This window comes from Flavobacterium sp. (genome assembly GCF_046296355.1).
Taxonomy (GTDB): domain Bacteria; phylum Bacteroidota; class Bacteroidia; order Flavobacteriales; family Flavobacteriaceae; genus Flavobacterium.
The window spans coordinates 69,953-96,649 of the sequence record NZ_JBKBLM010000003.1 but is presented as its reverse complement, the minus strand read 5'-3'; the positions used below and the strand labels follow the sequence as shown (position 1 = coordinate 96,649).

The 26,697-nt window shown below is 36.2% G+C and carries 26 protein-coding genes and 1 other RNA gene; 14 read left to right on the top strand and 13 right to left on the bottom strand.

Going from position 1 to position 26,697, the window contains the following annotated elements; all coding sequences use genetic code 11:
* Positions 1–35 precede the first annotated feature (35 nt).
* Positions 36–377, top strand: coding sequence for a hypothetical protein (locus ACK4HO_RS03215; RefSeq protein WP_409662468.1), 342 nt, complete (start codon positions 36–38; stop codon positions 375–377).
* Here ACK4HO_RS03215 and mtaB read toward each other — a convergent pair.
* The 3 genes from mtaB to ACK4HO_RS03200 form a co-directional block, all read right to left on the bottom strand.
* On the bottom strand, positions 374–1,702 hold the full coding sequence (gene mtaB, locus ACK4HO_RS03210) for a tRNA (N(6)-L-threonylcarbamoyladenosine(37)-C(2))-methylthiotransferase MtaB (RefSeq protein ID WP_409662465.1): 1,329 nt from the start codon (positions 1,700–1,702) through the stop codon (positions 374–376). The two genes, ACK4HO_RS03215 and mtaB, sit on opposite strands and share 4 nt — an antisense overlap.
* Before the next feature lie 123 nt (positions 1,703–1,825).
* Positions 1,826–3,001 carry a GlmU family protein gene (locus ACK4HO_RS03205; RefSeq protein WP_409662462.1) on the bottom strand — a complete coding sequence of 392 codons (1,176 nt, stop codon included), beginning with the start codon at positions 2,999–3,001 and terminating at the stop codon, positions 1,826–1,828.
* A 134-nt stretch (positions 3,002–3,135) separates the two neighbouring features.
* Positions 3,136–3,387: a type B 50S ribosomal protein L31 gene (locus tag ACK4HO_RS03200; protein ID WP_121314882.1), complete on the bottom strand. Its 252-nt coding sequence runs from the start codon at positions 3,385–3,387 to the stop codon at positions 3,136–3,138.
* Between the two features lie 224 nt (positions 3,388–3,611).
* Here ACK4HO_RS03200 and ACK4HO_RS03195 point away from each other — a divergent pair, with 224 nt between their 5' ends.
* Genes ACK4HO_RS03195 through ACK4HO_RS03175 form a run of 5 tightly spaced genes read left to right on the top strand, consistent with a single transcriptional unit; the run spans position 3,612 to position 9,387 of the window.
* The gene (locus tag ACK4HO_RS03195; protein ID WP_409662458.1) at positions 3,612–4,139 is read left to right on the top strand and encodes a DUF4199 domain-containing protein; all 528 of its coding nucleotides are present in this window, start codon (positions 3,612–3,614) and stop codon (positions 4,137–4,139) included.
* The gene (locus ACK4HO_RS03190) at positions 4,140–5,099 is read left to right on the top strand and encodes a glycosyltransferase family 2 protein (protein WP_409662455.1); all 960 of its coding nucleotides are present in this window, start codon (positions 4,140–4,142) and stop codon (positions 5,097–5,099) included.
* Positions 5,100–5,128: 29 nt separating this feature from the next.
* Entirely contained in the window at positions 5,129–6,856 is a 1,728-nt protein-coding gene (locus ACK4HO_RS03185) for a phospho-sugar mutase (RefSeq protein ID WP_409662452.1), read from the top strand.
* The gene (locus ACK4HO_RS03180; protein WP_409662449.1) at positions 6,856–8,682 is read left to right on the top strand and encodes an ABC transporter ATP-binding protein; all 1,827 of its coding nucleotides are present in this window, start codon (positions 6,856–6,858) and stop codon (positions 8,680–8,682) included. Before ACK4HO_RS03185 ends, ACK4HO_RS03180 begins: the two co-directional genes overlap by 1 nt.
* 3 nt (positions 8,683–8,685) lie before the next feature.
* A complete protein-coding gene (locus ACK4HO_RS03175; protein ID WP_409662446.1) occupies positions 8,686–9,387 on the top strand; it encodes a hypothetical protein in 702 nt (233 codons plus the stop codon).
* 6 nt (positions 9,388–9,393) lie between these two features.
* On the opposite strand, the gene ACK4HO_RS03170 is transcribed toward ACK4HO_RS03175, so the two are convergent.
* From ACK4HO_RS03170 to ACK4HO_RS03160, 3 genes are read right to left on the bottom strand one after another with little or no spacing between them, the layout of a single operon-like run.
* Entirely contained in the window at positions 9,394–10,107 is a 714-nt protein-coding gene (locus ACK4HO_RS03170) for a hypothetical protein (RefSeq protein WP_409662444.1), read from the bottom strand.
* A gap of 38 nt (positions 10,108–10,145) precedes the next feature.
* The gene (locus tag ACK4HO_RS03165; RefSeq protein ID WP_409662441.1) at positions 10,146–12,620 is read right to left on the bottom strand and encodes a carboxypeptidase-like regulatory domain-containing protein; all 2,475 of its coding nucleotides are present in this window, start codon (positions 12,618–12,620) and stop codon (positions 10,146–10,148) included.
* A 9-nt stretch (positions 12,621–12,629) separates the two neighbouring features.
* Positions 12,630–14,327 carry a M23 family metallopeptidase gene (locus ACK4HO_RS03160; RefSeq protein ID WP_409662438.1) on the bottom strand — a complete coding sequence of 566 codons (1,698 nt, stop codon included), beginning with the start codon at positions 14,325–14,327 and terminating at the stop codon, positions 12,630–12,632.
* A gap of 189 nt (positions 14,328–14,516) precedes the next feature.
* Between ACK4HO_RS03160 and ACK4HO_RS03155 the strand changes: the two genes are divergently transcribed.
* From ACK4HO_RS03155 to rny, 4 genes are all read left to right on the top strand, one after another.
* Complete coding sequence (locus ACK4HO_RS03155) at positions 14,517–14,807, top strand: hypothetical protein (protein ID WP_409662435.1); 291 nt, start codon at positions 14,517–14,519, stop codon at positions 14,805–14,807.
* A 3-nt stretch (positions 14,808–14,810) separates the two neighbouring features.
* Positions 14,811–15,107: a cell division protein ZapA gene (locus ACK4HO_RS03150; protein ID WP_409662432.1), complete on the top strand. Its 297-nt coding sequence runs from the start codon at positions 14,811–14,813 to the stop codon at positions 15,105–15,107.
* A gap of 50 nt (positions 15,108–15,157) precedes the next feature.
* Positions 15,158–15,265: non-coding RNA, 6S RNA (gene ssrS, locus ACK4HO_RS03145), on the top strand.
* A 50-nt stretch (positions 15,266–15,315) separates the two neighbouring features.
* On the top strand, positions 15,316–16,878 hold the full coding sequence (gene rny / locus ACK4HO_RS03140; protein WP_409662429.1) for a ribonuclease Y: 1,563 nt from the start codon (positions 15,316–15,318) through the stop codon (positions 16,876–16,878).
* Positions 16,879–16,925: 47 nt separating this feature from the next.
* On the opposite strand, the gene ACK4HO_RS03135 is transcribed toward rny, so the two are convergent.
* The 4 genes from ACK4HO_RS03135 to ACK4HO_RS03120 all read right to left on the bottom strand — a co-directional run bounded on the left by ACK4HO_RS03135 (position 16,926) and on the right by ACK4HO_RS03120 (position 19,646).
* Positions 16,926–17,318 (bottom strand): response regulator, encoded by a 393-nt coding sequence (locus ACK4HO_RS03135; RefSeq protein WP_409662427.1) that lies wholly within the window; start codon positions 17,316–17,318, stop codon positions 16,926–16,928.
* Positions 17,319–17,382: 64 nt separating this feature from the next.
* The gene (xerD, locus tag ACK4HO_RS03130) at positions 17,383–18,282 is read right to left on the bottom strand and encodes a site-specific tyrosine recombinase XerD (RefSeq protein WP_409662424.1); all 900 of its coding nucleotides are present in this window, start codon (positions 18,280–18,282) and stop codon (positions 17,383–17,385) included.
* Between the two features lie 73 nt (positions 18,283–18,355).
* Positions 18,356–18,976 (bottom strand): porin family protein, encoded by a 621-nt coding sequence (locus ACK4HO_RS03125; RefSeq protein ID WP_409662421.1) that lies wholly within the window; start codon positions 18,974–18,976, stop codon positions 18,356–18,358.
* A 118-nt stretch (positions 18,977–19,094) separates the two neighbouring features.
* On the bottom strand, positions 19,095–19,646 hold the full coding sequence (locus tag ACK4HO_RS03120; protein ID WP_409662418.1) for a porin family protein: 552 nt from the start codon (positions 19,644–19,646) through the stop codon (positions 19,095–19,097).
* A gap of 290 nt (positions 19,647–19,936) precedes the next feature.
* Here ACK4HO_RS03120 and ACK4HO_RS03115 point away from each other — a divergent pair, with 290 nt between their 5' ends.
* The 4 genes from ACK4HO_RS03115 to ACK4HO_RS03100 all read left to right on the top strand — a co-directional run bounded on the left by ACK4HO_RS03115 (position 19,937) and on the right by ACK4HO_RS03100 (position 24,129).
* Positions 19,937–20,473, top strand: coding sequence for a porin family protein (locus tag ACK4HO_RS03115; protein ID WP_409662415.1), 537 nt, complete (start codon positions 19,937–19,939; stop codon positions 20,471–20,473).
* 73 nt (positions 20,474–20,546) lie between these two features.
* Positions 20,547–20,960 carry a type II 3-dehydroquinate dehydratase gene (gene aroQ / locus ACK4HO_RS03110; RefSeq protein ID WP_409662412.1) on the top strand — a complete coding sequence of 138 codons (414 nt, stop codon included), beginning with the start codon at positions 20,547–20,549 and terminating at the stop codon, positions 20,958–20,960.
* Between the two features lie 41 nt (positions 20,961–21,001).
* Positions 21,002–21,373, top strand: coding sequence for a GxxExxY protein (locus tag ACK4HO_RS03105; protein WP_409662409.1), 372 nt, complete (start codon positions 21,002–21,004; stop codon positions 21,371–21,373).
* A 293-nt stretch (positions 21,374–21,666) separates the two neighbouring features.
* Positions 21,667–24,129 carry a DUF5686 and carboxypeptidase regulatory-like domain-containing protein gene (locus ACK4HO_RS03100; RefSeq protein ID WP_409662405.1) on the top strand — a complete coding sequence of 821 codons (2,463 nt, stop codon included), beginning with the start codon at positions 21,667–21,669 and terminating at the stop codon, positions 24,127–24,129.
* Here the strand turns inward: ACK4HO_RS03100 and ACK4HO_RS03095 are convergent.
* From ACK4HO_RS03095 to murA, 3 genes are read right to left on the bottom strand one after another with little or no spacing between them, the layout of a single operon-like run.
* The gene (locus ACK4HO_RS03095) at positions 24,126–24,893 is read right to left on the bottom strand and encodes a sulfite exporter TauE/SafE family protein (RefSeq protein WP_409662402.1); all 768 of its coding nucleotides are present in this window, start codon (positions 24,891–24,893) and stop codon (positions 24,126–24,128) included. The two genes, ACK4HO_RS03100 and ACK4HO_RS03095, sit on opposite strands and share 4 nt — an antisense overlap.
* Positions 24,894–24,939: 46 nt before the next feature.
* Positions 24,940–25,383 carry a hypothetical protein gene (locus ACK4HO_RS03090; RefSeq protein WP_409662399.1) on the bottom strand — a complete coding sequence of 148 codons (444 nt, stop codon included), beginning with the start codon at positions 25,381–25,383 and terminating at the stop codon, positions 24,940–24,942.
* A 3-nt stretch (positions 25,384–25,386) separates the two neighbouring features.
* On the bottom strand, positions 25,387–26,697 hold the full coding sequence (gene murA, locus ACK4HO_RS03085) for a UDP-N-acetylglucosamine 1-carboxyvinyltransferase (protein ID WP_409662396.1): 1,311 nt from the start codon (positions 26,695–26,697) through the stop codon (positions 25,387–25,389).

Sequence of the window (26,697 nt, the reverse complement as noted above, 5' to 3'; positions counted from 1 at the left end):
CGACTTTTTTTATGGATTTTATTTATATTTAACGAATGAACACTAAAGACTTCCAACAACAGATCATTGCTTTCTTCGAAAATATCGATAAATACTACGGTTCTAAAACGGAGATTACCGAAGGTTTGTGTACTGACATGGAAAATCTTGATGCAAATTTAACGACATGGAATTTATCCGAGTTTGAATTGATTCGATCTGCTTACCGAAAAAACGGCGAAAAACTAATGATGGAAGGCAGCAATATGTATTACGAAATTTCAGCCGATAGAATCATTGGGTTTGAACAAACGGGAAGAAACAAATTTGAATTCATTGAGCTATACGGGATTTCTGTTTTTAGAATCACTAAAATCAGATTTCATTATAAATATTAAGCTTCTACATTCAAAAACTCCATTCTTACACTTCCGTCTTCATCAATTCGAGACAAATTGATTTCATGCAAAGTATTCACTAATTCAGGATTCCAAGGGGTTTTTACTTTGACGTAATTTTCGGTGAAACCGTGGATGTAACCTTCTTTGTTTTCGCTTTCGAATAAAACCGTTCTGTTGGTTCCGATTTGGCTTTCATAAAAAGCACGGCGCTTTTTCACAGACAAACCTCGAAGCATTTTACTTCTTTTAGAACGCACATTGGCAGGCACAACGCCATCCATTTCGGCCGCTTCAGTATTGTCTCTTTCGGAATAGGTGAATACGTGTAAATAAGAAATATCCAATTCGTTTAAGAAATTATAAGTTTCCAAGAAATGTTCATCGGTTTCGCCCGGAAAACCAACGATTACGTCAACACCAATACAAGCATGTGGCATCACTTCACGGATTTTGGCTACTCTTTCAGTATAGACATCGCGCAAATAACGGCGTTTCATTTTCTTTAAAATATCATTGCTTCCGGATTGTAATGGAATATGGAAATGTGGTACAAAAGTGCGGCTTTTCGACACAAACTCGATAGTTTCATTTTTCAACAGATTCGGTTCGATGGAAGAAATACGCAATCTTTCGATGCCTTCTACTTCGTCTAAAGCTTTTACCAAATCTAAAAATGTATGCTCGTGTTTTTTGTTACCGAATTCTCCTTTGCCATAATCACCAATGTTCACACCGGTCAAAACGATTTCTTTGATGCCTTGTTGCGAAATCTCGAAGGCGTTTTTCAAAACATTTTCTAACGCATCGCTACGAGAAATGCCGCGAGCTAAAGGAATCGTGCAATATGTACATTTATAATCGCAACCGTCTTGCACCTTTAAGAATGCACGCGTTCTATCACCTATGGAATAACTGCCGACGTAAAAATCGGCTTCTTCAATTTCGCACGAATGCACTTCGCCCATATCATTTTTGGACAAATCATTGATGTAATCGGTGATTTTGAATTTTTCTGTCGCGCCCAAAACCAAATCAACACCATCAACGGCAGCTAATTCTTCCGGTTTTAATTGGGCATAACAACCAACCGCTGCAACGAACGCTTTATCGTTGAGCTTCATGGCTTTTTTTACTACTTGTTTGAATTGTTTATCGGCATTTTCGGTAACCGAACAAGTATTTATGACATAAATATCGGCTACTTCTTCAAAATCGACGCGGTCAAAACCTTCATCCTGGAAGTTTCTCGCGATGGTAGACGTTTCGGAGAAATTCAATTTGCACCCTAGAGTATAAAAGGCGACTTTTTTTCTGTTTTCCATAAGCTGTCTCAATTGATGAAATCGTTGTCAAAAAAATGAGTGGGCAAATTTAAGGAGAATAAATGGAAATAAAAAAGCCATAACTACATTCACAATTATGGCTATCTCTTGAAATTGAGCAATTTACTCTTTTCTGTATTTCTTAGTTTCTTCAAAAACGTGTTCCAAAATCTTAGCATCTTCTTCAGTGAATTCTACTTGTCTTCTTGCCATCACTATTTTAGCAGTTTGAAAAGCTTTGGAAGTCAAATAAGTCGTGAATCCTGATGCACCACCCCAAGAAAAACTCGGCACAAAATTGCGTGGAAAACCTGAGCCGAAAATATTTGCCGAAACACCAACAACGGTTCCGGTATTAAACATGGTATTGATACCACATTTGCTGTGATCGCCCATCATTAAGCCACAAAACTGCAAACCGGTTCGGGCAAAACCTTCCGTTTCATAACTCCACAAACGCACTTCTTCGTAGTTATTTTTTAAATTCGAATTGTTACTGTCGGCACCGATATTACACCATTCACCCAAAACAGCATTGCCTAAAAACCCGTCGTGACCTTTATTAGAATAACCCATCAAAACCGAATTACTCACCTCGCCACCAATGACAGAATGTGGTCCAACGGTTGTCGCGCCATAAACTTTGGAAGCCAGTTTCACCCTACCCGATTCGCACAAGGCAAATGGGCCGCGAATGACTGAACCCTCCATGATTTCTGCATTTTTTCCGATATAAATTGGACCGGTTGAAGCATTTAGAGTCACGAATTCCAGCTTTGCGCCTTCTTCAATAAAAATATTTTCTGGTGAAATTACATTGACACTTTTTGGAATCGGTTGGGAATGTCTGCCTTCGGTGATTAATTCGAAATCTTCTCGAATGGCGGCGTCATTTTTGGCAAAAATATCCCAAGTATGTTCAATTTTTAAACCTTCTTCGTTGTATTCAATAATTTCATACGAATCAAAATCGACTTCTTCTTGCGTATCATTGGTAAAAAAAGCGACTACTTCTTCGCCTTGAAAAATGGCTTGGTTTTTTTCCAAACTCTTAATCGTTTCTGCCAAAACATCATTGGGCAAAAAAGATGCGTTAATCATTACATTCTCTTCCATTTCTACCATTGGAAACTTTTCAGAAAGGTATTCTTCGGTTAAAGTTGTCGTGGTATAACCCAAATGTTTCTCCCATTTTTCACGTATGGTTAGAATACCGACACGAATATCAGCAACCGGACGTGTGAAGGTAAACGGGAGTAAAGCATTGCGAACGGTTCCGTCGAAAAGTATATAGTTCATTTTGTTTGTTATCAGTTGTGAGTCCAAAGTTTATAAAAAAAATCCGTTCGGCAAAGCCTCGGGTCAAAGTTTATTCAATAAAAAAACCACTCACTTTCGTGAATGGTCTTAATAAAATTTGAACTCTGAAACTACTATTTTGCGTGTTTCGCGTATTTAGTTTTGAATTTATCAATACGTCCTGCAGTATCGATAAGTTTAGATTTACCGGTGTAAAAAGGGTGAGAAGTTCTAGAGATCTCCATTTTGAAAACTGGGTATTCAACACCTTCGTGCGTGATAGTTTCTTTAGTTTCTACTGTTGATTTAGTGATAAAAACATCTTCGTTTGACATGTCTTTAAAAGCAACTAATCTGTAATTTTCCGGGTGGATTCCTTTTTTCATGATAAATCTTTTTATTGTTTTGAGGTAGTTCGTTTTGAAGCTTTCACTTTGAAAGGTGTAAACTGGCTACAACTTTTATTAATTTCTTTTTTAAATTGAGAGTGCAAAAATACAACTTTTTTATAAAAATCAAAGCGAAGTGTAACTTTTTTTAATTGTTTTAAACTTACTGGGAAGTAATTGCGGAATTACTATATTTGTTAATTAATTAAAACCTAAAAACCATGAATGAAATTATTAAGAAAAACGGCGTAACCTATGGAATAATCCTAGGACTTTTTTCGGTTCTTTTTACAACTGCAATTTATGTGACTGACTTACAACTATTCACTAGTTGGTGGATTGGATTAGTTTCTTTCGCTATAGCTATAACTATTGGAGTTGTCTTAGTTTCTAAAACCAAAAAACAAATGGGAACTATGACCTTCAAAGAAGGTTTCACCGTATATTTTATTGCCGCTTTAATTGGTTCATTCATCTCTCAGCTTTACAATTATATTTTATTTAATTTCATTGATGTTCAAGCTAAAGAAACCATCAAGGAAATCACGATGAAATATACATCTGACATGCTGGAAAAATTTGGAACTCCGGCCGCTGCCATTAATGAAACCATGCAAAAAATGGCTGAGACTGACAATTATTCTATTGGAAACATACTTTTCGGATTAGCAATCGTTTTAGTATTCCAAGCAATTTTTGGCCTTATTTTAGCTGCCATTTTCAAATCAAAATCGAATCAAGGATTATAGATGAATCTATCCATAATAATTCCGCTTCTTAACGAACAGGAATCTTTACCCGAATTGCACCAATGGATTGTCAAAGTCATGACAACCCACAGCTATTCCTATGAAGTTATTTTCATCGATGACGGAAGTACGGATGACTCTTGGGGAATAATTGAAAATCTTTCCAAAGAAAACCCTAATGTAAAAGGCATTCGCTTTCTGAGAAATTTTGGAAAATCACAAGCGTTACATGCCGGTTTTGCCAAAGCTCAAGGCGATGTCGTAATAACGATGGATGCCGATTTACAAGACAGTCCGGATGAAATTCCGGGTTTATATGATATGGTGACAAATCAAAACTTCGACTTGGTTTCGGGTTGGAAAAAGAAACGTTATGATTCAGTAGTATCTAAAAATTTACCTTCCAAATTATTCAATTGGGCGGCGAGAAAAACTTCCGGCGTTTATTTAAATGACTTTAATTGTGGTTTGAAAGCCTATAAAAGCGTTGTCATTAAAAACATAGAAGTTTCAGGAGAAATGCACCGCTATATTCCGGTTTTGGCCAAAAATGCCGGTTTCGGGAAAATAGGCGAAAAAGTAGTGATTCACCAAGCTCGAAAATATGGCGAATCCAAATTTGGTATGAGCCGATTTATTAATGGTTTCCTCGATTTGATTACGATTTGGTTCCTTTCTAAATATGGAAAACGTCCAATGCATTTATTCGGAGCGCTTGGTGTTATTATGTTTATCATTGGTTTTATTTCTACGTTTTTAATCATAGGCATTAAACTGATGAAACTGTTTGTATTTCATGAACCTACTATTTTGGTAGCTCAAAATCCTCTTTTCTATATTGCTTTAACCTCAATGATTATTGGTTCCCAATTGTTCTTAGCCGGATTTTTGGGCGAAATTATTCTTCGAACTAAGAATAATGAAGAGCGTTATAAAATTTCAAGCGAAGTGAATCTATAAGATTTCATTTCAACAATAAAATAATTACCATGCATATCGAACAAGCTATTTTAGACAAAGTAAACGAATGGTTGACCCCAACTTTTGACGTTGACACCCAAAACCAAATCAAAGAAATGATGACGACTTCTCCCAAAAATTTGGAGGAGAGTTTTTATAAAAACTTAGAATTCGGAACCGGTGGAATGCGAGGCATTATGGGCGTTGGCACCAATCGCATCAACAAATATACTTTGGGTAAAAACACCCAAGGCATTTCGGATTATCTAAAAAAATCCTTTCCGGGTGAAGCATTGAAAGTTGTGATTGCTTATGATTGTCGACACAATAGTGATACTTTAGGTAAAGTGGTTGCCGATGTTTTCTCGGCGAACGGCATCAAAGTGTATTTGTTTTCGGAAATGAGACCTACGCCGGAATTGTCCTTTGCCCTAAAACATTTAAAATGTCATGCCGGAATTGTACTAACCGCTTCTCACAATCCGCCTGAATACAACGGCTACAAAGTGTATTGGCAAGATGGTGGGCAATTGGTTCCGCCGCAAGATGAAGAAATTATTCAAGTCATTGAAGACTTAAAATACAGCGAAATCAAATTCGAAGCCAACAATAGTTTAATCGAATACATCGACACCGAAATTGACAATGCTTTTGTAGATTCAACTGTGGCTAATGCAAGTTTTAATACTTCTGCAAATGCAAAAGCCAATTTAAAAATCGTTTATACTTCACTTCACGGAACTTCCATCAAATCGGTACCAAGTGTTTTGGCAAAAGCCGGTTATACTGATGTGAATATCGTTCCCGAACAAGCCGAACCGAATGGTGATTTCCCAACGGTAGTTTCTCCGAATCCGGAAGAACCGGAAGCCTTGACGATGGCTTTGGCTTTAGCAGAAAAACTTCATGCCGATATCATTTTTGGAACCGATCCTGACAGCGACCGTTTAGGAGTTGCCGTTAGAGATAACAATAATAAAATGATCCTCCTCAACGGAAATCAAACGATGGTTGTGATGACCAATTATTTATTGGAACAATGGAAAAAAGCGAACAGACTTAATGGCAAACAATTCATAGGTTCGACGATAGTTTCAACGCCTATGATGTTGGAATTGGCTTCGGCTTATGGTGTGGAATGCAAAGTGGGATTAACCGGTTTTAAATGGATTGCCAAGTTTATCAAAGATTTCCCTGAGTTGCAATTTATTGGCGGTGGTGAAGAAAGTTTTGGTTATATGGTTGGCGATGCCGTTCGTGATAAAGATGCTGTGGGCGCTATTTTACTAATGTGTGAAATTGCAGCACAAGCCAAAGAAAACAACAGTTCAGTTTACCAATATTTACAGCAAATGTATGTCGATTATGGTTTCTACAAAGAATACCTGATTTCGATTACGAAAAAAGGAATTGAAGGCGCGAATGAAATCAAACAAATGATGATTGACATGCGCGACAATCCTGTGGCTGAAATCAACGGACAACGTGTGATTATGGTGGAAGATTATCAAAATTCGACCGCGAAAAATTTATTGTCCGGAGAAACGGAAAGTTTGTCTATTCCAAAATCGGATGTGTTGATTTATTATTTGGAAGACGGTTCGAAAATTTGTGCGCGTCCGAGCGGAACAGAACCGAAAATCAAGTTCTATTTCAGTGTCAATACCGCAATCGAAAACCTGGAAGAAATTCCGGTAGCTGAAGCTTATTTAGACCAAAAAATCACCACTATCATTTCTGAAATGCAGTTGAACTAATGAGTAGCATCAAAAAGATATTTCCCTTTATTCGTCCGTATAAAAAGTATGTTTACTTAAACATTTTTTTTAATGTTTTCTATGCTTTGTTTAGTGCTGTTTCCTTTGTGGCATTAATTCCGATGCTATCCGTACTTTTTAAAGAAGACAATAAAATTAAGGCTAAACCGGTTTTTGAAGGCATCGAACATTTTGGAGATTATGTGGAAAATTTTATGGGATATTATATCACGCATTTCAACGAAACCCAAGGTCCGCAATACACTTTATTAATCATGATTACTTTAATCATTACGCTGTTTTTACTAAAAAACATGTGTAATTATTGGGCAATGTATTTCATTACTTTCCTTAGAAATGGTGTACTTAGAGATATTAGAAATGCGATGTATAAAAAAACTGTGGAATTGCCTATCTCCTATTTTTCGGAAAAAAGAAAAGGCGATGTGATTTCAAGGATGACTTCGGATGTTTTGGAAATTCAGCATTCTTTTTTGTCCGTTTTAGAATTGATTGTGCGCGAACCTTTGACCATCTTATTTACTATCGGCGCCATGTTTTTCATTAGTGTCAAACTAACGCTTTTTGTATTCATTTTTATTCCGATATCGGGTTTTATTATTTCTAAAGTCGGGAAATCTCTAAAGAAAAAATCAGACAGAGCAGCGATTGAACAAGGTTATTTTTTATCCATTATAGAAGAAACTTTAGGCGGATTGAAGGTCATTAAAGGATTCAATAGCGAAAAAGTATTTCAAGGTAAATTCACCAATTCTACTGAACGATTTTTTCATTTAAACAATAAAATTCTACACCGTCAAAACCTTTCTTCACCTTTGAGTGAATTCTTGGGCATCCTTATTATTGCTGTCCTTTTGGTCTATGGCGGAAGTATGGTTTTAGTAGAAGGCACACTTTCGGGCGCCAAATTTATTGGTTATATGGGACTGGCTTATAATATTTTGACTCCGGCGAAAGCGATTTCAAAAGCCAGTTACGGTGTCAAAAAAGGTGAAGCCGCAGCCGAAAGAATTTTAGAAATATTGGAACAAGAAAATCCTATTCAAAGTAAAAAAGACGCTGTTCATAAAACCACTTTTGAAAATGGCATCACTTTAGAGAACATCAATTTCAGATACGAAGACGAAAACGTATTAAAGAATTTTTCTCTTAATGTTCCAAAAGGAAAAACCGTTGCTCTAGTTGGTCAATCCGGTTCAGGAAAAAGTACGATTGCCAATTTACTAACGCGTTTTTATGACGTAAACGAAGGCAAAATCACTATTGACAACGTCGACATAAAAGACATGGATTTACATTCACTTCGCGGATTAATGGGATTGGTTACACAAGATTCTATACTATTCAACGATACGATTAAAGCCAACATCCGTTTGGGAAAATTAAACGCTACCAATGAAGAAATCATTGAAGCCTTGAAAATTGCCAATGCTTATGAGTTTGTAAAAGATTTGCCCAATGGTATTGAAACCAATATTGGCGATAGTGGCAACAAACTTTCGGGCGGACAAAAGCAACGTTTGTCTATTGCACGTGCGGTTTTGAAAAATCCACCGATTATGATTTTGGACGAAGCGACTTCGGCTTTGGATACCGAAAGCGAAAGATTGGTACAACAAGCCTTGGAAAACATGATGCAAAACCGAACTTCGGTAGTGATTGCGCATCGTCTTTCGACTATTCAAAAAGCCGATATGATTGTGGTAATGCACAAAGGTAAAATTGTAGAGCAAGGCACACATGACGTACTTTTGGCCAAAAACGGAACTTATTCTAAATTGGTGACCTTGCAATCTTTTGAGTGATTTATGTATGTAAACAATCCAAATATCAAACTGCCTGAAGATCCCAATACCGTAGTTTGGAAATATTTGGACTTGTCTAAATTCCTTGATTTACTGCTTTCGCGAAAGTTATTTATGTCGCGTTCGGACAAATTTGAAGACCAATACGAAGGCACTTTTAGCGAACCCACTTTTGAGGAAATCAAAAAATTGTCCGAGAACAATCCGGAATTCTTAGCTTATTACAAATCACATCGCGAAAAAGTAGTCGTTAGCAGTTGGCACATCAACGAATACGAATCGTTTGCCATGTGGCAGATTTTTACCCAAAACAGCGAAGGTTTGGCGATTCAATCAACTATTGGTCGTTTGCAAAAAGCTTTAGAAGCCGAAAAAGATTTCAACCAATTCATCGGCGAAGTCAATTACATCGATTACAAAAAGGAATACATTCCGTTTGACGATATGTTTTTCCCCTTCTTGTTTAAGCGAAAAAGTTTTCAATACGAAGGCGAAGTCAGAATTATTGCCGACTTATCTGACAAAGACATTAAAATCAATGACGGTTTGAAAATTGACGTCGATATCAACCAAATGATAGAAAAAATCTACATTCATCCCAAATCAGAGAATTGGTATAAAAAGTTGGTTATCGAATTAGTTGACAAATTAGGCTTTGACTTTGAGATTGAAAAGTCTGATTTAGAAAGCGATATTCTGATTTAGATTTATTTAAGGCAAAGGTTTGATTTCCGTAGCTTTCCATTCTTTGTCCAAAAGATTGACAAAGTAATAATGAAGTGTGTCTTCTTTGTCGAATGCTCCGTTTTTATTAGTGTCTTCAATAGCTCTGAAATACAGTCTACTTCTGGATTCTACAACATTCCAATCGATTAATTCCTGAAAATCAACAGAAATTTTAGTGAAGTTTTTTCCTGAAATATCGCTCAAGTAAAGTGCTTTGATATCGTTATTGTCTAGTTTATTGTCTTTATTGGTATCCATATCCGCCAAAGAATAAGCCATCAGTTGCTTTTTAGTCTTATCTGCTGTGGATTTTAAATAAGTCGCGGTTTCTATCAAAACATTTTTATCCGTCAAGGCGTAAATGGTATCCTTCCCTATTTCCTGAAACTTTAAATTCTGCAAATAACCAGTAATTTGGTATTCGCCGTAATTGGAAACGGTGTAACCTGTATTAGAATCATAAGAAGCTTTAACTTTCTTATCGCTTGAAACTGTTCCGATTGGGAAAATCAAGTAATTTGTTCCGTCCATATTGATGGGCAAATCGGCTATTTCTATTTGGGTAGTGTCTTCGGGAACTTCCGTTTTAGGTTTGGAAGTGTCTTCGTAAATCACTTTAGGTGTAGGCGTTTCTTCTTTTTTGCAACTTGCCAAAGTCACCGCTAAAATCAAGGAAATATAGAAAGTGCAATTTTTCATCTCATATAAATTTGTCAACCAAAAATAGTGAATTATTTCTACAATTTAGCGGTCAGTTTTATATTGAAAACACGCGTAGTCATATAGTTTGGAATTCCGTATTGGTTTTTAGTATACACATCGCGCACCCAAGTATTGGTAATCGCATTTTGGTTGTTGAACAAATTAAAGATTTCAAAACCAATCGATAAGTCCTCGAATTTTTTCAGCCAATGACCTTCAGCTCTTTCGTTGTTTTTCTCAGTCAACACATACGAGAATCCCACATCGGCACGACGGTAATCACGCAAACGACTCTGGTAAGTATAAGCATCGGCATAAGAAGGCGAACCTCCGGGTAAACCGGTGTTGTAAACTAAATTCAAGTATAATTTCATGTTAGGCAAATTGGGCATATAATCCTGGAACAAGATTCCGAATTTCAATCGTTGGTCGGTCGGACGAGCAATATAACCTCTTCCGTCTTGGTTTTCTTCGGTTTTCATGTAACCAAAACTCAACCACGATTCCGTTCCCGGCACAAACTCTCCATTTAACCTTGCTTCCAATCCGTAGGCAAAAGCTTCCGCATCATTGTTGGCACGGTAGCGAATACGAACGTTTTCCAATGTATAAGTATTTACATCCGTCATCGTTTTGTAATAGGCTTCGGTAACCAATTTAAACTTGCGGTTGTTCATCATAAAATTATAGTCATTGCTTAACACAAAGTGAATCGACTGTTGGGCTTTCACATTCGGATTCACAGCACCGTTACTATCTCTTAATTCACGGTAAAATGGCGGTTGGTGGTAATATCCTGCTGCAAATTTAAACACCATATCTTTGTCCCAATCCGGTTTGAGGGCAAATTGCGCTCTCGGACTGAAAACGGTTTGGTTTTTAGCATTGGAAATACCATCGCCTGAAACCGTCCAATTGTGAAAACGTGCTCCGGCAGTAATCCAAAGCTGACTGTTGCCCAAATTAGTTTTGGTATTCCATTGGGCAAAACCTGAAAGTCTGTCAATATCAATAAAATTGGTCGCTCTCACATTTTGGTATGGCACCAACGGTCCGATATAAGGATTATACGGTTGGTCGTTCGGGAAATCAAACTCAGGCGGATTGATGGAAAAACCTGCTGAATCAATTACTTCCCACTCCACTATTCTATCGCGAATATTTTCACGAGTGTATTTAAAACCCCAATCGATTTGGTGTTTTTTATTATTGATTTGGTGCGTTCCTTTGATTTCAGCATTGATAATTAAAGCATCTAAATCGTTGCGTGCATGGTTCAACTGTGTTCCAATTCCGCGATTAAAAGTTACTTCGCCTAGAGTTTCCGAACCGATATTGGTATCGACTTCGCCTAAAAAATAAGCCGCAAAAATATCGAAGTACTCTTGCTCTTGCGTATGGTAAACGGAAGTAATCAATCGGAAATTGTTGTTGTCGTCTTTGTTGAAAGTGGTTTTAAAAGCACCAAAAAGCGTTTGGTATTTGTCTTTTTCCTGACCTTCATAAAAAACCTGAAGCGCAATTGGTTCGTCAATGGTTCCGAAATTGGTTTGGCGTGATAACGGTTGGTAATTGTATTTATTTTGCGAAACATTGCCCAAGAAACTGAAATTCCAATTATCATTTGGGCTAAAATTGACATTGGTTTGTACATCGGCAAAAGTTGGTCGGTAATTCGTTTGCGTTTCCTGACTGTTGACAAAAAGTGAATTGTCGCGGTAACGAACGCCGGTTATGGCTGACCATTTTTTGTTTTTAGAAACGCCTTCACCCGTGATACTTCCACCCAAAAAACTCGCATCAGCACTTATACTGTATTTTTTTGGTGTTCGGTAAGTGATATCTAAAACCGAAGACAATTTATCACCATATTTGGCTTGAAATCCACCCGCAGAAAAATCTACATTCTGCACCATATCGGTATTGGTAAAACTCAATCCTTCTTGTTGTCCGGAACGAACTAAAAACGGACGATAGACTTCTATTTCATTAACATAAACTAAATTTTCATCATAATTTCCGCCACGAACATTGTAGCCTGAACTCAACTCGTTATTTCCGCTGGCGCTTGGCATTAACTTTATAACACTTTCCACTCCTGGCATGGCGCTTGGATTTTTTCGGACTGTTTCAGGAGAAACCGAGACTATTCCCTGTACGCGACTTCTTCTTCCGGTTACAACTACTTCTCCCAATTGCTCTGCATCGTTCATGACTACATAAAACTCTCTTTCTTCATTCGGTTTTAATTGTAATGTTGCTGTTATTTTCTTCAAGGAGGAATGGGTAAAAACCAAAACAATTTTTTGGTTGGCCGGAACAACTATCCCATAAAAACCATTGGCATCGGTTATGGAAGATTTGGTTTGGTAGCTAACGGTTACGCCTTCAACAGGTCTGTTGTTTTCATCGAGTACGACTCCGGCGACTTTAGCCGTTTGATTTTGGGCAAAAGCGATGCTGCTGAACGCTAAAAAAAGGAGCGTAAAAAGGAATTTATTTGTTCTCAAACTATATGATTAAGGTTTTTGACTTCTGAAAAATTGTGTTTCAAAGATAGTAGAATTTCCAACATTATCGGTAACGACTATTTTTAAATCGTTTTTCCCTTCGGCTACTATACCATCCAAAAAGCGATGGATTAATTTTTTGGTTTTTGGATCATATTCTAATAAAATCCATTGACCGTTTAACTTACCTTCATAACTTTTAATACCCGATAAATCATCGGAAATAGTGAATTGTAAAGTTTCTTGCTGGCTAATCCATTGGCCACCAATTTTTTTATCGATTTTAATTTTGGGTGGCATACTGTCTTTGAACAACTTATAATCTCCCAAATATTTGGAATAAACAGTAAACGAATTTTTGTAGCGTTTAGTATTGTAATAATAGATTTTTTTGCCATCAATAGAACCGATAAACATTTTTGGTCGGTCTTTTTCCGAACTTAGACTGTCTTCAAAAGTAATGGTCATATTGGCGAAAGCCGGTTCAACATCATCGTGTAGGTGCAATAATCCGTTTTTGACTTCAAAATCCATAGAGAAATCTTTCAGAAAAGCATTGGCCGGAATAGTAACCGTAACATTTTCCACAGAGAAAATATTTTCTTTGTTGGTTTTGACCCAATATTTTGAGGTAATCGGTTCTTCATTGACTTTTACAGCCATTGGTTCAAAGGCAATAGGAATAAAAACCCTTGTGAGATTCTCACTGAAGTCGGCAATTTCTATTTTATAATTTTGATTGGCATTCGAAGTGATTGAAATAATTCCATTGTTATTTCCGGGTTGAATGATACTTAGCGGATATGGATTTTCGGCAAACAATTTCTGCACTCTTTGGCCTATTTTTTTATACCGACCATAATCAATCAACGCATTGACATATCGGGTTTCGTCAAAAGAAAAAGTATCGAAATGGTATCGAAAATCGGTTTTACCGTTTAGAAAAGTTTGCACCCTAAAAATCCCATTAGCATTCCAAGAAACATCATCATAATCGATAGTAGTAATTCCGAAACCTATTTTTCCGGAGACCATTACTTTTTCGGCGATGTAACTACCGTCTGCTTGTTGGGAAATACTCACTGCAATCGGTCTTTTGGATTGGTTCACTACCGAATTTTGACCCAAAGGATAAACCATTAAGCTATTCAAAATGGGTCTTTTACTGTCTTTCAGCAATTCATCAAATCCAAAATACATGGGGTTGATTATTTTTTCAGATTGGGTGTTGCGAATTTCAAAATGCAAATGCGGTCCGTCTGAACCTCCAGTATTTCCTGAGATAGCGATGACTTCATCTTTTTTAACCGACAAATCATTGGGAGAAAAACTCACGTCAATTTCGTACGATTTGGCTTTGTATTGTTCTCTTTTGATTAATTTTTCTACTTCTCCAAAACCCGATTGCAAATGACCGTAAACCGAAGTGTAGCCATTGGGATGATTGATGTAAATGGCTTTGCCGTAACCGTTTTCAGCAATTTTTATTCTGGAAATGTAACCATCGGCTACTGCATAAACAGGGAAACCTTCTTTCTTTTGTGTTTTAAAATCGAAGCCGGAGTGAAAATGATTCGGTCGCAATTCTCCAAAGTTCCCGGAAAGCTGCAACGGTACATCCAAAGGAGAACGAAAATAGTCCTTCGTATATTGATTTTGGCCTAAAACCAAAGCAGTATAACAACAAAACAGCCAAATAAATTTCATAAAAAAGTTGTTTTAGCTAAGGTATGAAAAAAGTGAGTTAAAATTTACAAGCGTAAAATTTATTTATAACTCCTTAAAAAACAAATTATTATAAATCCGTTTAAAATTAGCAATAAATAATTGTCAAAAATATTGTGCAAACAAAATAGAATCCTAACTTTGTAAAGTAAGTAATGAATAAAGTAATTTATGAGTGACATTGCAGAAATAATTGATTCTGTTGAAAATAGGATTGAAAAGCTTTTTATGAAAATAGACAGTTTGGAGACGAATTCTATGGCATTGAGAACAGAATTACAACAAGCTGCAAGTATGATTCAAAAGCAAACCGATGAAATTAACACCTTAAAATCGGAATGTGAATCGCTCAAAATGGCCAATTCATTATTAGGCGGTGAAGAAAATAAACGAGATACCAAGCTTAAAATAAATTCATTAATTCGAGAGATAGATTACTGTATCGCGCAGTTGTCAGACTAAAATATGGAGGATAAGCTTAAAATAAAGTTATCAATAGCCGACAGAGTTTATCCGTTAACGGTAGACCTATCGCAAGAAGAAGGGCTGAGAAGTGCTTCCAAAAAAATTGATGCAATGATTAAGCAATTCGAAGAAAACTACGCAGTTCGCGACAAGCAAGATGTATTAGCCATGTGCGCCTTACAATTTGCTTCGCAAGTAGAACAAAAGCAAGTCGACAACACCATTGATGGTACAGAAACTCTTAACAGATTGAAAAAAATTAATGATTTGTTGTTCGATTATCTCGACAAAAAATAACGTTCTTAACATAGATTACAATACCGCCTACATTAGATTTTAATTGGTAAACTCAACACTAACAAATTAGAATGAGCCAGTCATCGTTACTAAAGCACGCCACTTTTATCGTGGATCCTTGACCAACGAGTTAGCTCAAAACTTGTCCTTACGAGTTTATGCATTCACCTAATGTAGGCTTTTTTTATATATAAACACTAACAAAAACATGGAAACTATATTGATTATAATTGCGTTAATCGCAGGAATCGGCGGAGGCTTCGGAATTGCAAAATTCTTAGAAAAGAGTAACGTCTCTAACATGATTAAAAATGCTAAAAAAGAAGCTTCTTCTATCTTAAGAGATGCCAACGTTGAAGCTGAAAACATCAAGAAGGACAAGTTACTTCAAGCCAAAGAAAAGTTTTTAGAATTGAAATCGGAACACGAAAAAGAGATTCTGAACAAAGACAAAAAAATAGCAGAAGTAGAGAAAAGAACCAGAGATAAAGAATCTCAAGTATCTAGTGAGTTAGCCAAAGCCAAAAAAATCAACGACGATTACGAAGCTAAAACCAATGAGTACAACGCCAAAATTGAATTGCTTGACAAGAAGCACCAAGAATTGGAAAAACTTCACAAAAGTCAAGTAGAACAATTGGAAGTAATCTCCGGTCTATCGGCTGAAGATGCTCGTGAGCAATTGGTTGAAAGTTTAAAAGCTGAGGCTAAAACCAAAGCGATGTCGCATATTCAAGACACTATTGAAGAAGCTAAATTAACGGCACAACAAGAAGCTAAAAAAGTAATCATCAACACCATTCAACGTGTTGGAACCGAAGAAGCAGTAGAAAACTGTGTATCAGTATTCAATATAGAATCGGATGATGTAAAAGGAAGAATCATTGGTCGTGAAGGAAGAAACATCCGTGCTTTAGAAGCCGCAACCGGTGTAGAAATTATTGTTGACGATACGCCTGAAGCGATTATTTTATCGTGTTTTGACCCGGTGAGAAGAGAAATTGCCCGTTTGTCATTACACAAATTGGTGACCGATGGTAGAATTCACCCGGCAAGAATTGAAGAAGTAGTAGCTAAAACGACGAAACAAATTGATGACGAAATCATTGAAGTAGGTAAACGTACCGTAATCGACTTAGGAATTCACGGTTTACACCCCGAATTGATTAAAGTCGTTGGTAGAATGAAATACCGTTCGTCTTACGGACAAAACTTATTACAACACTCACGTGAAGTAGCCAAACTTTGTGGTATCATGGCAGCCGAATTAGGATTGAATGTAAAATTAGCCAAACGTGCCGGTTTATTACACGATATCGGAAAAGTGCCGGATACAGAAAGTGATTTGCCACACGCCTTATTAGGAATGCAATGGGCTGAGAAATTTGGCGAAAAAGAAGAAGTTTGTAACGCCATCGGAGCTCACCACGACGAGATTGAGATGAAATATTTAATCTCTCCTATTATCCAAGTGTGTGATGCTATTTCAGGTGCCAGACCAGGCGCAAGACGTCAAGTGTTGGATTCTTATATCCAAAGATTGAAAGACTTGGAAAACATTGCCTTTGGCTTTAACGGTGTGAAAAATGCATATGCTATCCAAGCCGGACGTGAATTGCGTGTGATTGTGGAAAGCGAAAAAGTAAGTGATGAAAATGCAGCCAATCTTTCGTTTGAGATTTCACAAAAAATCCAAACGGAAATGACTTATCCTGGACAAGTAAAAATCACGGTAATCAGAGAAACCAGAGCGGTGAATATCGCTAAATAATAAAGTATTACAAATTAAAAAAGGCGACCAAATGGTCGCCTTTTTTGTTATAAAAATATTGATTTAATTACTTCACTAGTCATTGGTTTGACGTAATAACTCTTTATCACACTTTTATACTCTTCAATCTTATCCGCATTAAAATAGTCGTCAGAAGAAGTAACTACATAGATGGTAATTTCATTTAGGATATGCTTTTTTATCTCATTGAATTCTTCCAAAAACTGCCAACCATCAAGCACCGGCATATTAATGTCTAACAGAATTAAATCGGGAGGATTTTCACCATTTTGAAGTTTGACTTTTAAATTATTCAAGGCTTCATGACCATTCTCAAAAAAAGAAGTGTTGGTCCGGATATTGTTTTTTTCCAGTAGCTTTTTGATGATAAAGTGGTGCACTTTGTCATCATCTACAACAAATACGTTGTTGAATTTCATTGTAAAAACAGATTTGGGGATTATTGTTTTTTGACTGAACAAAAATAGATAAAAATCCAACAAACTACTGCTTTCTCGGGTGAAATCTGTTCACGATTTGTGTTAAATGTTTTCTGTCCAAATGCACATAAATCTCCGTAGTGGTAATTGATTCATGTCCGAGCATCATTTGAATCGAGCGCAAATCTGCCCCATTTTCGAGTAAGTGCGTCGCAAAGGAATGTCTGAGTGTGTGTGGACTAATGTTTTTGGCCAAATTAATCTTTACCGCCAAGTCTTTTATAATCGTAAAAACCATAGCACGCGTTAATTGTTTTCCTCTTCGATTTAGGAATAAAGTATCCTCAAAACCTTTGGCTATGACCATATGATTTCTAATGGATTCTCGGTAGAGTTTAATATACTTTTGAGTTGATTTGGCAATGGGAACAAAGCGCTGTTTGTTGCCTTTTCCGGTGATTTTGATAAAACCTTCCTCGAAAAATAAATCGGATATCTTCAAGGTTATGATTTCAGAAACACGTAAACCACATCCGTAAAGCGTTTCGAGCATGGCTCTGTTGCGTTCGCCTTCAGGTGTTGCCAGATTTATGGCGCCAATCAAATTATCAATATCTTCTACAGAAAGTGTATCGGGTAATTTTCGACCTATTCTTGGGGCTTCAATCAATTCCATTGGATTGTCGGTGCGAAAATCTTCGAAAATCATATAGGAAAAAAAGCTTTTCAATCCGGAAATAATTCGGGCTTGTGAACGCGCATTGACTTCTTTGGAAATGGCATAAATAAATTGCTGAATAGTTTCTTCCTTTATTTTTTCAGGCGCAATACTGATGCTGTTTTCATTTAAAAAAGCACACAATCGCTCTAAATCGAATGTATAGTTAGCCACCGTGTTTTTGGACAAACCTCGCTCGATTTTTAAATAAGATTGAAAATTTTTGATATAACTGTTCCAGTTCATGCTACAAATAAACGAAATGTATGGGTATAAAAAAACCTCTCACGAAGGAGAGGTTTTAATTGTTCCAGTTATTTTAGAAAATGTAACCTAATGAGATAGAAAATACGCTATTCTTCATTTTTGTGTTGTCGCCTGGCTCTGTATCAGCTATGTTAGTAAGTCCGAAATTATATCTGGCATTTGCAAATACGACTTTAGAAAAATTATAACCTAAACCAATATTCATCCCGAAATCAATAGTTTTAAAAAATTCTTTCACATCATCGCTACCTGAACCAAATCCTACAACATCAACATCAACCTTAGCAGCAGTTAAAAAACCCAATTGTGGACCGGCTTCAAAATAAAATTTGCTCTGAGGATAATATTTAAACATTAAAGGCACGTTTAAATAAGAAAATTTTAAAGTGTTATTTGTATCGTATAAATTTCCGTCAAGATCAACAACTTGGCTATACTTTGCCCCTTGAACAGAATAAATCAACTCAGGTTGAAAAGCCATTTTTTTATTTATTTTAAATTCAGCAAAAGCACCAAAATTAAAATTCACAATTGAACTCATGCTTGGGGATGCTTCACCGGAAACATTCAAATTGGCAATGTTCAAACCACCTTTCAACCCATACTTTACATCCTGAGCTTGCAAGGCATTGAAACTGATTAGGACGACAAAGGCAACAACAAATTTTTTCATCATTTATAAGTTTAAAATTAGTACACAAAAGTAGTATTTTTATACTAGTAAAGTTTGGTTAAAACCAAAAAAAAACCTCTCACATGGAGAGGTTTTGAATTATAATCTTCTAAATTGATTAGAATCTGTATCCTAAACCGATTTGGAAAGATGTAGTGTTTAATTTGAAATCTTCAAATCCTGATCCACTAGGGAAATCGTTAAGATCAGCTAAACCTAAGTTATATCTAGCGTCAAAGAACAAACCTGATTCTAACTCATAACCCGCACCAATTCCTAAACCATAATCCATAGATTTTGTAAAATCTTTGATATCATCACCACCGGCAACAAAACCAAACTGTGGACCTGCTTGTAAATTGAAACCTTCAGCTACGTAATACTTAGCCATAATAGGAATTTTGATGAAGTTTAATGCAGCATCTTTAGCTCCTTCCATAGAGTACAATAATTCTGGTTGTACGTGGAATTTTTCAGAAACAGCGAAATCTACTAAACCACCAATGTAGAAGCTAGAAGTAGCATCTCCATCAAAGTCACCAGTGAAGTTAGAATTGATGTAACCAGCTTTAACACCAAATTTCATGTCGCTAGATCCGCCTTTAGAATCTTGTGCATTTGCAAAAGAAAAAGCAAATACAGCAGCCATAGTTAAAATAATTTTTTTCATGTTTGTTTAATTTTAAAATTAATATAAGCAAAGTTAAAAGTTTAGATTAATAGGAATAATAAGGGAAATTCGACTTATTAACAAGGTTGTTAACAACACAACATTGCAAAACAGCTGTTATACAGGTATTTAACAGAACATCGCAAAACAACCAATATTTTGCCATTGACAAAACAAAGCCGATTTCCCCACATTTTATAGCATTTAGAAAATTTATATCACCTTATACTAAAAAGAGTAAAATTCCGTTAATTTATTATAGTATTTCATTTAACTAAAAAACAATTCCTATGAAAAAAGCCGTTGTATCAATCGTTATGTTATTCATTTTCAATTTATTAAATGCTCAAACTTTAAAATTTGGTCTTAAAGCCGGTGCTAACTTCTCTAATTTGGAAGGTAATAACGTTGAAGGTTCTACTTACACCAGTTTTCATTTTGGTGCTTTGCTAGAAGTAAAACTATTGGAGAATTTATCAATTCAACCCGAACTGGTATATTCTTCTCAAGGAACCAAAATTAACGAAGCCGCATTTGATGACATCAACTATAACTATATCACAGTTCCTGTCTTGGCCAAATTTTATTTAACCAAAAACAAGTTGAGCTTTGAAGCCGGACCGCAATTTTCATTCTTGGTCAATGAAGATGTGGCAGCACAATTTGAAGGAGAAACATTTGATTTTGGCATTGCCGGTGGATTAGGCTATAACATTACAGAGCATTTCCTTCTTCAGGCAAGATATATTGCAGGATTAACAGAAGCTTCCAGAAATGCAGAGGTTACCAACAGGGTAATACAGCTATCATTAGGTTACCGATTCTAATAAAATCAAAACTTTAGTACAAAACCGTTGTCCGTTCGACAGCGGTTTTTTATTTTTACTTAAAATTCATTCTATGAAAATAGCTATCATCAATGGCCCTAATCTTAATTTGTTGGGCAAACGCGAACCGGAAGTATACGGAAACATTACTTTCGAGTCTTTTTTTGAAACCTTAAAAAGCAAATATCCTACACTAGAATTAAGCTATTTTCAAAGCAATATAGAAGGCGAATTAATTGATAAAATTCAGGAAGTTGGGTTTACTTATGATGGCATAATCCTCAATGCCGCAGCCTACACGCACACTTCTGTCGGAATTGGCGATGCTGTTAAAGCTATCATAACGCCGGTTATTGAAGTACACATTTCTAATACATTTGCTCGAGAAACTTTCCGCCATCAATCTTTTATTTCTCCAAATGCTAAAGGAATTATCATTGGTTTCGGTTTAAAAAGTTACGAATTGGCTTTGCAATCTTTTTTGTAGTTTCACAGAGATTCACAAAGAAAACGGAGATACACTGAGTAATGGAAATTAATCAACTAACAGAAAAAATTATTGGACTAGCCATTGAAGTACATAGACAACTTGGGCCTGGTTTATTGGAATCGGCATACAAGGAGTGTTTGTTTTATGAAATTAAAAAATCCGGAATCAATGCTGAATGCGAAAAAGCACTGCCATTAGTTTACAAAGAAATAAAATTAGAACAAGGCTATAGAATTGATTTATTAATTGAAAACAAATTAGTTATTGAACTCAAAACCGTAGAAGCTTTTACTGATGTACATTTTGCCCAAATATTAACCTATATGAAACTAGGAAATTATTCAACCGGATTACTTATCAACTTTAATACAAAAATGCTAAAACAAGGAATAAAAAGATTCAAAATTTAAACTCTGTGAATCTCATATATCCCTGTTAATCAATGTGTAACTAAAAAAATTTCACAGAGATTCACGGAGCAAAAAAGAGATACACTGAGAAAAATTAAAATTAATCTACTGATTGAGACAATTATTATACTCGCTATTGAAATAAACAAAAAACTTGAACAAGGATTGTTGGAATCAACTAACTAATAAAACTATAATACAAAATTGTTAAAACAAGGAATAAAAAAAGATTCAAAATTTAAACTCTGTGAATCTCTTAAGACTCTGTGAATCTCTGTGTAACAAATAAAACCATGAAAAAAAAACTACTCTCTGCCCTATTCTTATTACTTAGCACAATTGCTTTATCTCAAATTAAAGGCAAAGTCTCCGATGAAAAAGGAAATCCATTACCTTTTGTAAACATCTTTGAAGAAAACACCTATAACGGAACAACCAGTAACGACCAAGGACAATTTGAATTAAATCTCAAAACTTCCGGAAGTCACACTATTGTTTTTCAATACTTAGGTTATAAAACCATCAAAAAAACGGTTACTACAGATAAAACACCGATTGTTTTAGAGATTATTTTGGCAGAAGAAAATATCATCCTAAATGAGGTTGTGATTAATCCTAAAGACAATCCGGCCAACGAAATCATTAGAAATGCCATCAAAAACAAAAAAGAAAACTCAGCCAAAACAGCGAAATACACAGCCGATTTTTATTCAAGAGGTATTTTCAGAGTTAAAAATTTACCCAAAACAATCTTAGGACAAAAAATTGATTTCTTTGATGAAATCATTGATTCAACCAGAAGCGGGATTTTGTATTTATCCGAAACAGTCTCCAAAGTTACTTTCCAAAAACCGGATAAAATGAAAGAAGAAATTCTTGCGTCTAAAGTGAGTGGCAACGACAACGGTTTTAGTTTTAATGATGCATCATCGGCCAACTTCGATTTTTATGATAATTATTTGGAATTTGATGTCAATGTTGTCTCACCTATAGCGGATAACGCTTTCAATTACTATAAGTACCAATTTGAAGGTTCTTTCTTTACTGAAAATCGCCAACAGATTAATAAAATCAAAATCATTCCTCGCCGTGAAACCGAACCGGTAATGTCGGGCTACATTTATATTGTGGATGACACTTATGCCATTTACGCGGTTGATGTGAGTTTTACAGGAAAACAAATTCAAAATCCTGCTCTGAACACGATGGCCTTGAAACAAAGCTTCAGTTACAACAGCACTTCAAAAATATGGGCGAAAAATACGCAAACACTTGACTTTGATGCCGGCATGTTTGGAGTAAATATCTCAGGGCGATTTACCTATGTATTCTCCAATTTTGAATTTCCGGAAAAGTTTGCCAAAAAAACCTTTACTGCAGAAGTTATCCGATTTGAAGAAAATGCCAATAAGAAAGATGATGCCTTTTGGAACACCATTCGTCCTGTACCTTTAACCTCAGAAGAAACAACAGATTACCTCAAAAAAGATGCGCTTCAGGAAAAGAAAAAATCAAAAGTATATCTGGATTCTATTGATGCCAAGAAAAATAAATTTGGCTTAACTGACATTTTAAACGGTTACCGCTATTCGAATTCGTATAAAAAATGGTCCATTAATTATGATGGTCCATTGATGAATACTTCTTTCAATACTGTTCAAGGTTGGAACTCCAGTATTGGTTTGTCCTACTTCAAAAGAAACGAAGACAAAAACACTTATTATCAGTTTGGTTCCTCGTTGGCTTATGGTTTTTCAGACGAAAGGTTTAGACCAACGGCTTATTTTTCATCAAAATTGAGTAACAAATCCAAATCCTATCTTTCTGTTTTTGGTGGAAATGCTGTGAATCAGTTCAACCGAGAAGAGCCGATTTCAAAATTAATCAACACCGTAAGTACTTTATTTTTCAAAGACAATTATATGAAATTGTATGAGAAGAATTATATAGCAGCCAATTTTTCAAGAGAAATGTTCAATGGTTTAAACATGAGTTTGGGACTAGAATATTCCGAAAGAAAACCGATTTTCAACTCTACAGATTATACTTTTATTAAAAATGATGATTTGTATACTTCTAATAATCCATTGCTGCCATTTGATTACACCACATCGGCAATTGACCGACATAACTTGGTTAAATTGAATGTGGGTGCCCGAATTAAATTTGGCCAAGAATACATTACTCGTCCCGACGGGAAATACAATCTCGGCAATAACAAATACCCGACTCTTTCCCTAAACTATGAAAAAGGATTCGGCGGCAGTGAGGACAATTACAATTATGATAAAATTTCGGCCAGAGTAAACTATGATGTAACGCTCGGAAATAAAGGCGAGATTGCCATTAACAGTAAAGCCGGAAAGTTCTTCAATGCGGAAGGCATCTCGTTTGTAGATTACAACCACTTTAACGGCAACCAAACGCATGTGGTTTTTGGCAGTTCGTACACCAACCAATTCAACTTTTTACCATACTACTTAGCCAGCACCAACGACAGCTATTTTGAAACGCATATGGAATACAATGACAAAGGATTTATCATGAATAAAATTCCGTTGCTGAACAAATTGCAATCCAAATTAGTTTTAGGTTTTAAAAACTTAGCCGTTCCCGATAGAAATCCGTACCAGGAATTCTCAGCAGGTTTGAGTAATTTAGGCTTTGGTAAATTCAGAATTTTAAGAATCGATTACGTTCGTACTTATCAAAATGGGTATCAAGGCGATGGCGTGATGTTTGGTTTGAATTTCTAAGCCAGAAAAACATCATAACCAAAACGGAGTAACGTCAATATCACTACAAAAAGGAAAAACTTTCTAATAAAAGTATTTCCTTTTTTTATAGCCAATTTGGCGCCAATAAATCCACCCAAAGCATTTGAAAAAGCCATCGGAATCGCAAAGGCCCAAATGATTTTGCCTTTCAATACAAACAGACAAATCGAACCAAAGTTGGTCGCAAGATTGACCATTTTAGCATTCGCGGAAGCGTGTAAAAAATCAAAACCTAAAATTGACACAAAACCTAAAACCAAAAAACTTCCGGTTCCTGGACCAATAAATCCGTCATAGAAACCAACCAAAATACTAATGATAACGGCATAAATGATTTGTTTTTTGGTCGAATGGTCTTTCTCTTGGTGTTGCCCGAAGTTTTTCTTTTTAAAAGTATAAATCGCTAAACCGATTAGAATAAAAAACAACAAGGGCTTCATGAAATCATTACTGACCACATTCAACAGCGCCGAACCACAAAAAGCCGAACAAAAAGCCAAAACTGCCATAATACCAAGCAACTTCCAGTTCATATCGACTTTCTTCAAATACTGAAAAGCCGCAAAACTGGTTCCGCTAAATGCCGGGATTTTGAGCGAACCAATAATACTCGCTACTGATAAATTCGGCATCAAGATCATCGCGACCGGAGTTTGAATTAAACCGCCGCCGCCAACAATAGCATCGACAAAACCGGCGAAGAAAGAAGCAATACAAAGCAATACAATGATGTAGTTTTCCATGTTTTAAATTTAAAATCCCAATTCACATTTGCAAATTGGGATTCTGTTATTTTTTATACGGTATATATTCGTCTTTCCATTCCATCCAAATGATTCCTTGAAATTTCCCATCGGGTCTGAGCCAAATCCTAATTTCATTTACAAAATCATTTCGCTCAAAATTACCTTTGTATCGGTATATTTTTGAACTCCCGGTAAAGGTATCATCAATAACCTCAATCAATGTCATATCGATGAACTTTCCATTTCTTTTATCCAACACATCGCAGGCATGCTGCATTTCTGCTAATGAAAGCGTGGCCAAACCTTTGGTAACTTCTCTTTCGGACAACTGAACAAACTGTCTTGTTTTACAGGTTTCCAGTAATCTTTTTCCAAAATCATAAACCTTTGCTTTCTCTTTTTCAGAAATTGAACTGATGTCAGCCCTGCGGTAAGTCGTTTTACACGACATTAGCAGTAACAACAAGCAAAAGCTTAGGATTCTCATGAATTATACTCTTACGATATTGGCTCCAAGCGCTCTAAGTCTTTCGTCAATTCTTTCGTAACCTCTATCGATTTGCTCGATGTTTTGAATAGTCGAAGTTCCTTTGGCGGAAAGCGCTGCAATCAACAACGAAATTCCCGCACGAATATCAGGCGAAGACATCGTCGTTGCTTTGAGTTGTGATTGGAAATTGTGTCCCATAACTACGGCTCTGTGCGGATCGCACAACATAATTTTGGCACCCATATCAATCAATTTGTCCACGAAGAACAAACGGCTTTCAAACATTTTTTGGTGAATCAAAACATCTCCATTAGCTTGCGTTGCTACTACCAAAACGATACTCAATAAGTCTGGTGTAAATCCAGGCCACGGTGCATCTGCAATCGTTAAAATAGAACCATCAATATCAGTTTTCACAGTATATCCTTTCTTATGAGCCGGAATATAAATATCGTCTCCTTTTTTCTCTAACGTGATGCCCAGTTTTCTGAACACACTTGGAATAACCCCTAAGTTTTCCCAACTCACATTTTTTATGGTAATCTCACTACGCGTCATGGCTGCTAATCCAATCCATGAACCGATTTCAATCATGTCGGGAAGGATTCTGTGTTCACAACCGCCTAATTTTTCAACACCTTCAATAGTCAATAAGTTAGAACCAACACCGGTGATTTTCGCACCCATCGAGTTCAACATTTTACACAATTGTTGCAAATAAGGCTCACAAGCTGCGTTGTAAATCGTGGTTGTTCCTTCGGCTAAAACGGCTGCCATTACGATATTCGCTGTACCGGTTACTGAAGCTTCGTCCAATAACATGTGTGCGCCTTTCAAACGGGTTTTGGTTTCCACACCATAGAAATGGTCTTCTCTTTCGTAACGGAATTTGGCTCCAAGATTAATAAACCCTTCAAAGTGCGTATCCAAACGACGACGACCAATTTTATCGCCACCCGGTTTTGGAATATAGCCACAACCAAAGCGAGCTAAAAGTGGCCCAACAATCATAATCGAACCTCTTAAACTGCCGCCTTCTTTTTTGAAAGCTTCCGTTTTTAAATAATCAATATTAACTTCATCGGCTTGAAAAGTGTAATCGCCAACCCCGTTTTTTTGAATTTTAACCCCTAAATTTCCGAGTAAAACTATTAGTTTATTAACATCAATAATATCCGGAATATTGGTAATTCTAACTTTTTCTGAGGTTAATAGTGCCGGACACAAAACTTGCAACGCTTCATTTTTTGCCCCTTGTGGTTGGACATCTCCTTTAAGTGAAATTCCACCTTCAATTTTAAAAGTTCCCAT